The organism is Actinocrinis sp., assembly GCF_035946395.1.
In the GTDB taxonomy this organism is placed as follows: domain Bacteria; phylum Actinomycetota; class Actinomycetes; order Streptomycetales; family Catenulisporaceae; genus Actinocrinis.
This window is the reverse complement of record NZ_DASYZI010000147.1, coordinates 21,666-31,324: the sequence shown is the minus strand read 5'-3', so window position 1 is coordinate 31,324 and position 9,659 is coordinate 21,666. Positions and strand designations below refer to the sequence as shown.

The following is a 9,659-nucleotide window of genomic DNA, read 5'->3' as shown; positions in this document are numbered from 1 at the left end:
TCCTTGATCAAGTTCTGTGAGAAGACTCGATTCAAGAACAGGGGCCGTCGTGCTGTCCAGGCCTTCCCCGCAACTCACAGCCTGTGAATTACTTCCGATGACCAGCACGAACGCGAATGAGGCTTATGAATAGGCCTCCAGATCCGAGGGCGCGCGCACCTCGGGCCGCCCCATCCGGTCGGGCAGAATGTCGCGCAGACTACGCACCGCGTCGCCACGGATGTACAGCCGGTTGCGGGCGACGAGGTTGTCGAACCCGACGGCCGGCACTCGCTTCGCGAGGAACTGGTGCAGTTCGGCCGGAGAGAACTGAATCAGTTGCTTCTTGCGTCCGCTCGGGTCGGTCGCCGCGAGGGTGAGGTTCACCGGTTTGAGGAGCCAATTGTCCATCAGATGGCCGCTGCCGACGAACGGGTCCCCCTGCGCCACGTCGTACACGATCAGGTTCGACGTCGCGAGTTCATTGAGCCGGGCCTCGATCACCGCGTCCGTAGGCGCCGCCGCGGCGCGCGGGTTCGTCTGCGGAAGGCGCAGCGCGATGGCGCGCCGGCGCAGTTCGTACAGGTGGGTGAAACTGATCAGCCACGCCGCCACCGCCAGGATGGCCAGCGTCGCCAGCACGTCGCCGGTCGCGGCGGCTCGCGACGCGTTCATCGAGCTCTCGGCCCACAGAGCTGCGCCCGCGACGATCCAGATGCCCGCAAGCAGGCGGTCCCGGCGGTAGGTCAGCCGGCGGGCCGCGACGGCATGCCGCAGGAGCGCGACGGAGTCGACGCCGAACGAGGGGCAGACAGCGTGCAGCGAATCCCGGGAGAGCATGTCGATCACGTGGCCACGGAACTCTGGATCCAGATAGGACGCCGCACACAGATAACGCGTCGCGACGTCCTGCGGTGCGTTCGGCAGTTGGGGAAGTGTCACGAACCGGTCCCTCGGGCGATTTCGATGCGCGCACCATGCGGATTCTTCGATTGTCCCGGAGCGGCCCGGTTTCCGCAGGGTTTTACGATACTCCGATCCGTGCAGCGTACCGCCGGTCGGCCGCGGTGCGCACCGGATCGGACTGCGGATTCGGTCGCCCGGTTCCCTACGGTTCAGGCGACGCGGCCGGTGCGCCGAACCGTGTCGACCACCGTGCTGAACCCGTTCTTGACCGCGCTGTCCCGGATCATCCGGAATCCGTCGCCGTAGATGGGGTCCGGGTCATCGCGCAGCCTTTCCATGAGCAGTTTCGCGCGGGGTTCGCCGCGGTGCTCCCTGAGGTAGCGGTATGCCATCGCCTGGCACAATCCCTCGCATATTCGGTCCGAAAGCGGCGGAAACGCGTTCTGCACCAGCCAGGCGTGCATGCATTCGTGGACGACGGTCGCCCCGAACTGCCTGCGGACGAGCCCCTTCACGATCGTGATACTGACGACGTGGTCGGCGACATACTCGGTCAGACCGGCCGTGTTCTGGTGGCCGCCGCGCTGCGCCATCTGCGCCCGGTCCGCGAGGCGCACCCGCACCGGCACGTTGAGACGCAGGTCCAAGCGGTGCATCTCGTCCCTGATGCCGGGGATCTCGCGGGCCGAATCGGTCCGGGTCAGGACGGCGTCCCTGACGCAGAAGGCGCACAGTTCGGCGGTCGGCTCGGCGGCGTCGGCCGGCGCTCCGCAGAAACGGCAGGCCGCAATATCCTGATGGGCTTCGCAGAAGGGTACGCCGAGCGCACTGACGCAATAGCGACCGAAAAGTCCGCGCCCGCAGAAAAAGCAGCGAGCCGGGGCGCTGAAGAGGCTCGCCAACGGCGCAGCCGGAAGTGTAACGGTTTTGCGACGCGCCGATGAGCGGATAATCCTTCCGTTAGCTTGGTAGAGAGAGGCCTGACACGGTGCTGAACGAGGAACACGGTGCTGAGCTGGTTCGGAGCACCCGTGCGTCCACCGCGGCGGACTGAGGAAGCAGTCCCATTCGGGCGGGGAGGGGCAGTCCATGGATTTCACCGAGCTGACGAGTTCCGCCGACCTGGCGACGGAACTCAAGGCCGCCGGCGGAAAGCTCGACGAAACGTCGCGCACGACGCTGGAAGTACTCGTCGACGACCTGAGAAACTCGGTGAACCTGGACCGGTGGGCCGAGATCGATCTGGCGGGCACGCTCGCCAGGCCAGAGAACTTCGTACTCGACGAGCCGCGCAAGCCTAGCCGGTACCGGCCGGGCTGGCTGCCGCACGGTGCGACCCTGGAGCGGACCGCGGAGGCGGTGCTCGGCATCTTCGTGTTCATCCCGCTGCTGATCACCTGGCTGGGGCTCTTCTCCGCCGCGCATGCCTACGGCGAACTGGCGTCCAGCGACAAACTCCAGGCGACGCGGCCGTTCCTACAGCTGTGGGAGTCGGGTTTCGACGGCCGGCTCTCGCACTGGCTCTGGTTCGGCGACGTCGCCGGCTTCGCCGTGTTCTTCATCAGCATGCTGCTCCTGTTGGCGCTGCTGCATTCGCTGAGCCGGTACTGGACGCAGCGGGCTGAGGATCACCGGCGCGGCGAGGCCGACCAGGCGAGTGCGCGGCTCGCGGCGCTGCTCACCCGCACCCAGCTGAACCTGGTCGGCTACCGGCTGACCTCGCCGGCGCAGTTCACCAACGCCCTGTCGCAGTCTGCGCAGATGCTGCGCGACCTGATCAACGACGCCCGCCTGGCGCAGGACTCGGTGACGACGGTGCTGGCCGAGGCGGCGCGGATCAGCACGAGCCTGGACAACGCCGCCGACAAGATGAACGGCGCGACCGAGAAGATGAACGGCGCTACCGACGTGATCGGTGAGGCGGCGACGCGGGTGACCGAAATCCTGCGTGAAGGTACCGGCGCGCTTACAGAAATCCTCAACAACGGGACGACCGCGCTCACCGACGCCCAGCGCACCGGCGCGGCCGAGCTCAAGAACGTCGTCGACGAGGGTGTCAAATCCTTGAGAGAGGGGCAGCAGGCGGCGCTGGACGCGATGGCCGAGTCCACGCAGGCGGGTGTCAAGGCACTGGATTCGACCCGGACCATGACGCAGCAGGCGGTGGCCGCCGCGACCCAGGCCACGCAGGACGCGGCGCGCCAGAACGCTGATGCGCTGCACGGCGTACAGGACCGCCTCGGCCAGGCCGGCGAGCAGGTCGAGGCGGCGGTGCGGGACCTGACGGATGTGCAGCGGCAGCTGAGCGAGCGCTCGGACCGGGTCGCACAGGCGGCGGAGCAGATGGCCGACTCGATGCTGGTCACCGCACGGCAGAGCTCGGATTCGGCGCGCCAACTCGTGGACCAGGCGAACATCTCGCTCGGCGAGCTGACCAACGTCGTCGACCGCTGGGACCAGGCCGCCGCGCACTGGGTGGCCGCGTCTCGCGTGGTCGAGCAGCGCATCGGCCCGCTGGCCGACGGCTCGGCGAACGGCCACGACGGCATGGCGGCGGCGCGCGGCGGCGGGCGGTGAGCCGCCGGACCCCGACCGGCCCGCCGCGCCAGAACCGGCGCGCGTACACGATGATCGCGCTGGCCGGCTGGCTCTTCGCGGACCTGATGCTGGTGATCATGGTGGTGGCGATGGCCAGCCAGGCCGATCCGCTCGCGGCGCCGGTCAAGCAGGTCGTGCACAGCGCGTCGCCGAAACCGAGCCCGTCGCCGAGCCAGACGGCGCCGCGCACCCTCGACCTGCACCCGGTACGCATCCACGTCGACGGCCCCGGCGACAGCGACCAACAGCTGATCGACCAGATCCAGGGCAAGCTGCGGCCGCAGCTCGGCAGGCAGGCGGGTATGGTGCTCACCTTCGGCGACGGCCCGTGCCTCAGCCTGGACACGGACTACGCGACGCGCATCAATGGGCTGTTGAACCGGGTCGATCCGCAGGCCAGTCCGGTGATGTTCCCGGCGAGCACGGTAACGCGGCCCTTCATCAGTGGTGGCGGCGGCGGAGACTGCTCCGACCAGGAGGCCACCGGGGCTGACCTGGACATCTACTACTACACGTCGGCATCCTGAGGTGGCCGCGAAGCTGACCGCGCCGCGGTTCCCGGGGCTGCCCGGCTATCCGCGGCTGGCGGCGGGACTACGCGAACTCGGGCTTCGGCACACGGCCGAGCTGATCGCGCCGGAAGCGATGCAGCGGCGCGGGCCACATGCCGGATTCCGGATCCTGGACGGCTTCCGCGTGCAGCGGGCGGGCGGGGGCAGCGACTGGTGGCTGATGGACCGGGTCCTGCTGGCCGAGGCGCGCGGCCGGGCCGAGCTGCGGTTCCCGAGTCATCCGACGCTCGTGCAGGAGCTGTTCGACCTCATCGACGCGGCCATGAGGAAGGACGTCATGGCCCTGCGGCACCTTGAGCTGTATCAGCTGCTGGTCATACTCGGCGAGCGCGGCTCGGTGGTGCGCGACCGGCACGTGACGAAGCTCGGAGTGGAGGAGAAGGAAGCCCTCGAAGTCGCCGCGCTGGCTTCCGGGACACCGCGGTTCGGCGCGCCGGCGCAGGACGCCGCGGAACGGTTGCTGGACGAAATGCTCGAAAGGCGGCTGCGCACGGCGGCGCGGACGGCCGAGGCGATTCCGCGAGGCCACGGCGACGAGCGGCTCGCCCGGCTGTGCGCGGTCGTCCGGGAGCGTGCAGCCGCGGCGGACGAGTTCCTGGCCGCCGCGGCGCGGTCGGCCGAGAACGGCGACTTCGCCGGCGCCGCACGATCGCTCCGGCGCGCGGCCGACCGAGCGCTCGATGATCCACGACCACGCGCCGAATTGCTTCGCTTGGCGCTGCGTTCCGACACGGCCTCGGGCGGCGATTCGGCCGCCGACGCGGCGTTCACCTCACCGGTTACCGTTACCGGGACCGAAGCGGACGCGAGCATCGACATATCAGTACGTTGTGCTGCCCCGCGGCGGCTGGGGAGCGGCGAAGCGCCCGAATACGAGTTCTGGCGGATAAGCGGTGGTGACCTCGGCTCCGCCGTTCGCGTGGCCGTGGTGGCAGACCTGGCCCAGCCGGTGCTCGACAAGGGAATCGGCCTCGGCGAGACCGTGAACTACGCGGTGATCCCCTGGCGTGCGGGGCGAATATGCGGCCCCGTAGTGGCCAGCGCCCCGTACCTGAGTGCGCCGGATGTGCGCTCGCCCCATCTCGTGCCCACGCCGTTCGGCGTACGAGCGCGCTGGCGCAGAGCCACGCAGGTGAGCCAGGTGCGGGTGATGCGTTTCGGGCCGGGCGACGGGGCCGAGGGCGTCGCGGTGGCGTCGAGTGTCGATGGGTTCGACGATGCCGTCTCGGGCCACGGCGAGTACCGCTACGAGGTGCGCTGCGGCTATCGGGACGCCCGCGGCGCAGAGGCGTGGTCGGCCGGCTGGACCGGATCGGTGCAGTTGGCGCGGTGGCCGGCGCCGGTGGAGATCGTCCGGGTTGAGGTCCTTGAGGACGACGCGGAACTGGTCGGGGCCGGCGCCGGACGAGCCGGGAACGACGACGGCCTCCAGTCGGTGCGGGTGAGTTGGCGCATCACCGGGGCCGGGGACGGCCGGATGACCGTGTGGCCGTACACCGCGCGCGAGCGCGGCGACGACATCAGCCACTTGATCAGCAGGCTGCCCGAGTCACTGCCCGAGTCACTGCCCGAGTCACTGGCCGACGAGCCGGGAGGCGACAACGAGCAACGGATCACGCCCGAGTCGATCCGCAGCGCGGTCGTCACCGCGGTACCCGGTGCGCCGCTCCGGCTGACCGGCGTCTCGCTGCTGGGCCCGCGGGCCGTCGCCGGTGACAGTGTCCTAATATTCCTGCCGGCGCCGCGCCGCGAGGCCGGCGAGCCCGGGCTTTGGGCACGGCGGGTGAACGATGCCACCGGGGAGGCGTTCTTCAGCTGGCCGGAGCCGGCTGCGCTCGTGCGGATGGTGGTGGAGCAGGAAGGTCGGAAACCGCTGAGCATGGTGCTGCCGCGCAGTTCGGCACGAGAGCGCACGGTGCCGTTCCCCGTGGGCCGGGCAACCGTGCACGTGAGCGTGACGCCACTGGTCCGGCCGGATGCCGACCTGGCCCATGCCGAAGCATTGACCGGCGAAATACCGGCGCTGCCCGATCCCGTCCCGCCGGCGCGGCCAAGCGCGGGAACCATCGCTCTTCCGTTCCAGCCAGCCGCGGCGTCTCCCGCTGCGAAATCCCCAGGTTCGCCGGTGAACTGGCCGGTACCGGCCCCGTCGCAGTGGAATGACCCGTACTTGCCGACTCCTGCATTCCCGTCCTACCTGCCGTATCCGCCCGCGCAGCTTCCACCGCTGGAGCAGCCCATCCCGCGGCCCGGTCTGTTGTCACGGATATGGCGGTTCCCACGACTGGTCATATGGGCGGTCACGCGAATCGTGCTGCGCGCCTTGATGTTCGTTCCACGGCGTATTCGCTCGCTGCTGCGCCGGCATCGCGCGACCCATCCCTGATCAGGCAACTGACTCCAGACAGCTCGCGACGGTAACGCCGCCACTCGCGGCATCGCCTTCACGCTGTTGTCACCACTCGATCGTCACTTCTCGCGGTAGAGGGCCTCCACGCCGTCGCCGAACTCGATCAGCAGGCCGGGGCGTAGGTTGGCGCGCTTCCCGGGCGGAACGTCCTGGAGCGAACGAGTGGCCTCGTTGTGCACACGCCAGGGCTTGCTGGTGGCGTTGCGCAGCCCGAACCGCCCCTTTTCGGTCGGGTGCGCCTCGACCTCGCCGACTACCCGGGAGTAGTCGTGCTGGCTGACGGTGCGCCGCAGGTGGTGCTCGTATACCTTCGCGTCCTGCGTCAGGCGGATGGAGCGCGACACCCGCCGCAGCCGCTCGTCCCTGACTATCTCCAGGCGCGGCGGCAGGTCGACCGTACGGTTGCACTTCCAGCAGGTGACCGGGGGCGGATTCGCGCCGGGGTCGATGTAGTTGGTGCGTCCGCAGTGTCCGCATTCGACGATGCTGTCGTAGACCTGGCTGAACGTGTCGCGCCACACAGTCTCGCGCACCCGCTGCTCGGGCCGGGCCAGCCCGATCGTGAAGGCCTGGGTGAACAGGTTGCGCAGCACGGGCGGGCAGACCCGCCAGTTCGCGATGACAGTGTCCTGCTCGCCCGGAACCGGCCGATTCGAGGCGTCGCCGGGATCGAAGAGGAACACGGGCTTGGTGCCGTAGAGGCGCTTCATGGCCGCGTCGTCGAAGCAGCGGATGTCGAGTTCCGCCTTGCCCGCCAGCGGATGATGGTTCATCAGCAGCATGAACAGGAGCACGGCCAGCGCGTGCAGGTCGGTCTGCACCGTGGGGCGGGCGTTCGGGTCCTGACGCATCAGCTCGGGGGCCATGAACTCGCTCGTGCCCCAGATGCCGGTGTCCTTGTTCTCCTCGACCGCGTTGTCGTTGTCGCAGATGAGGATGTCGCCGTTGGCGGGGTTGAAGAACAGGTTGCCGTAGTTGATGTCGCGATACGCCCGGCCCTGGGCGTGCAGCGCCAGGAAGGCCTCGGCCGTGTTCAGCGCCACGATCGTCAGCTTCCTGCTGTTGATCCCCTTGACCTCGCGGCGGAAGAGCGCGGGCAGGTCGTGGAAGTCCCTGGGCCGCACCGCCATGAGGTAACCGAACGCGCCGGCGCGGTCGGCCGGATCGGTGACCAGGGCCTGCGGCCACAGGAATCGGGTGTCGTTCAGCCGCCGGCCCACCAGCGTCTCGATGATCTCCCGCTGGCCCGGCGTGGCCATGTTCGCGTGGTACCACTTGACCGCGCGATCGCCCCTGTCGGTGGAGACCCGGTAGACCTCGCCCTGCGCGCCGGAGCCGAAGGTGTCCTCGACGCGCAGCTTAGCGCCGCCCGGGGTGGTCAGGACGTGGCCCTTTGGGAGCTGTCCGTTCACGTGGGTGCCTCGTTCTCCATCCGGTATTTATGTCAGGTGTCTGCGGGTGCCGGGTTCATTCGCCGGCGTAGACGCCGACGAGTGTGGTGTCGTCGCCGGACTTGCCGGCGGCGCGGGTGAGCCAGCCTTCGAGCAGGAGCCTGACTTTATCGATACCCTGCCGCTCCAGGGCACTGTGGACGTCGGTGGCGAATTTCAGGTAGCCGCGCTCGTCTTCGAAGCTCTTCGAGAGCCCGTCGGTGTTGGCGATGAGCAACGGCCGCGGGCCGAGCGGCGCCATGGGCTGGCAGTGCACGCGCATCTTGACCCAGGGCTCCGGCTCGCACAGCGAGTCGGTGTCGTCGCCGTACTCCTCCTCCGCGGTGGCCAGCGGCCGACGGGGCGGGGCGCCCGCATCGGCGGAGGTGGTGATGTCCCCGTCGCCGACCTGCCAGCAGAACAGCAGTTGCTGTGTGACGACGAGGCCGAGCAGCGTGGTGCCGTAGGGGATGAGGTCGGCGCGGGTCGGGTTACGCTCCCCTGCGGCGGCCCCGTTAGCCGGGTGCCCGGCCTCGTAGAGCAGGGCGCGCTCCCGCCAGCGGTGACAGATCGGCCCGGCCAACGCGCGGGCCGCCGCGAACAGGGCCAGCCAGGTCGTCGGGTCCTCCTGCCGGTCCACCACGGTTCGCGCGAACGGCGTTACGCAGTCGGCGAACTCGCGTACGGCCCACCGCGAGCCCATGTTGCTGCGGAAGTGCGCGGCCGAGCCGTGCCCGTCCGCGACGGACAGCACGAGTGCCGCGCCGTCCGCCACGGACGCCGTGTAGAGCGAGTCCTGATTGAATTTCTTGTTGAGCCCGCGGACGGAACCTCTGAGCACGTGCCAGGCGGTCGGCCCGGAACCGGTCACCAAACGTCCTCGTCGTCCGTCGTCGGCGGGGCCTGCCACTGCTGGCCGGTGTTGCTCAGGGGGCTGTTCGTGTTCGGGGCGGCGTTGCTGGCGGCCTTGACGGCCATGGTGGAGGCCCAGCGGATCGCGGAGGCCAGCTGCCCGGCGTTGTGCACGAGCAGCGGTTCGAGCTCCGGATTGTTCAGGAACTCCTTGAGCATGCTCCGGTCGGCGTCATTGCCGATCGCGATCGCGATGCGCACGGCACGCTGGCCCCAGGGAGTCGCCTCGATGCTGCGCAGGCCGGCACGGTAGTCGTCCGTCGGCCCGCCGTCGGAGATCAGGGCCAGGACTGGGCGCAGCGCCCGCTGCGGCATGGTGAGGTTCCCCAGCTCGCGGGCCACGAGGTGGAACGCGGCGCCCATGTCGGTGACGCCGTCCGCGTGGACGTCCTTCCACGAGTACGAGGCCACGTCGATGGCCTGCTTGTCATGCCAGCTCGCACCGGTGTTGAAGGTCAGCGCCCGCACCATCAGCTTCGCGGCCGGATTCGACTTCGCCGCCGACTGCATTTCCGGCAGCGCCTCGCGGATCGCGAAGTTCAGCTCGCTGATCTTGTTCCCCATCATCGACCCGGAACAGTCGAGCAACCAGAAGAAGTGCACCGGCCGGTTGGCCATCGGGCCGCCGGGCATCTCCTCATCGGCTTCGATACTGCTCATCGCGCTGTCCCCTCCCTGTGATGCGTCGGCGGCGTCAGCCCCGGCCGACAGTGACGGCGAACCCGCTCGCCTGACCCGCGGACCCGTGTACGTGTGCTGTTGTTTCAGGATCCCACTGCGCGGCTTCGGGATCCCATTGTGTCAGGATTCCACGACAACCCGCCGCACGGCTCCTCCATCTCCTGGTTACCC

General features: G+C 69.1%; 8 protein-coding genes. 3 read left to right on the top strand and 5 right to left on the bottom strand.

What is annotated here, in order from left to right; genetic code table 11:
• Nucleotides 1-123: 123 nt before the first annotated feature.
• Together VGS97_RS09575 and VGS97_RS09570 are read right to left on the bottom strand one after the other, a co-directional pair.
• A complete protein-coding gene (locus tag VGS97_RS09575; protein WP_326852963.1) occupies nucleotides 124-921 on the bottom strand; it encodes a hypothetical protein in 798 nt (265 codons plus the stop codon).
• A gap of 173 nt (nucleotides 922-1,094) precedes the next feature.
• Complete coding sequence (locus VGS97_RS09570) at nucleotides 1,095-1,787, bottom strand: protein DA1 (RefSeq protein WP_326852962.1); 693 nt, start codon at nucleotides 1,785-1,787, stop codon at nucleotides 1,095-1,097.
• 187 nt (nucleotides 1,788-1,974) lie between these two features.
• Between VGS97_RS09570 and VGS97_RS09565 the strand changes: the two genes are divergently transcribed.
• The 3 genes from VGS97_RS09565 to VGS97_RS09555 are packed head-to-tail and all read left to right on the top strand — an operon-like array spanning nucleotide 1,975 to nucleotide 6,441.
• Nucleotides 1,975-3,462, top strand: coding sequence for a methyl-accepting chemotaxis protein (locus tag VGS97_RS09565; protein WP_326852960.1), 1,488 nt, complete (start codon nucleotides 1,975-1,977; stop codon nucleotides 3,460-3,462).
• Nucleotides 3,459-4,010, top strand: coding sequence for a hypothetical protein (locus VGS97_RS09560; protein WP_326852959.1), 552 nt, complete (start codon nucleotides 3,459-3,461; stop codon nucleotides 4,008-4,010). Before VGS97_RS09565 ends, VGS97_RS09560 begins: the two co-directional genes overlap by 4 nt.
• Before the next feature lies 1 nt (nucleotide 4,011).
• Entirely contained in the window at nucleotides 4,012-6,441 is a 2,430-nt protein-coding gene (locus VGS97_RS09555) for a hypothetical protein (RefSeq protein WP_326852958.1), read from the top strand.
• A gap of 83 nt (nucleotides 6,442-6,524) precedes the next feature.
• On the opposite strand, the gene VGS97_RS09550 is transcribed toward VGS97_RS09555, so the two are convergent.
• From VGS97_RS09550 to VGS97_RS09540, 3 genes are read right to left on the bottom strand one after another with little or no spacing between them, the layout of a single operon-like run.
• Complete coding sequence (locus VGS97_RS09550) at nucleotides 6,525-7,877, bottom strand: protein kinase domain-containing protein (protein WP_326852957.1); 1,353 nt, start codon at nucleotides 7,875-7,877, stop codon at nucleotides 6,525-6,527.
• A gap of 55 nt (nucleotides 7,878-7,932) precedes the next feature.
• Nucleotides 7,933-8,766: a protein phosphatase 2C domain-containing protein gene (locus tag VGS97_RS09545; protein ID WP_326852956.1), complete on the bottom strand. Its 834-nt coding sequence runs from the start codon at nucleotides 8,764-8,766 to the stop codon at nucleotides 7,933-7,935.
• The gene (locus tag VGS97_RS09540; RefSeq protein ID WP_349262067.1) at nucleotides 8,763-9,425 is read right to left on the bottom strand and encodes a tellurium resistance protein; all 663 of its coding nucleotides are present in this window, start codon (nucleotides 9,423-9,425) and stop codon (nucleotides 8,763-8,765) included. Before VGS97_RS09540 ends, VGS97_RS09545 begins: the two co-directional genes overlap by 4 nt.
• Nucleotides 9,426-9,659: the final 234 nt, after the last annotated feature.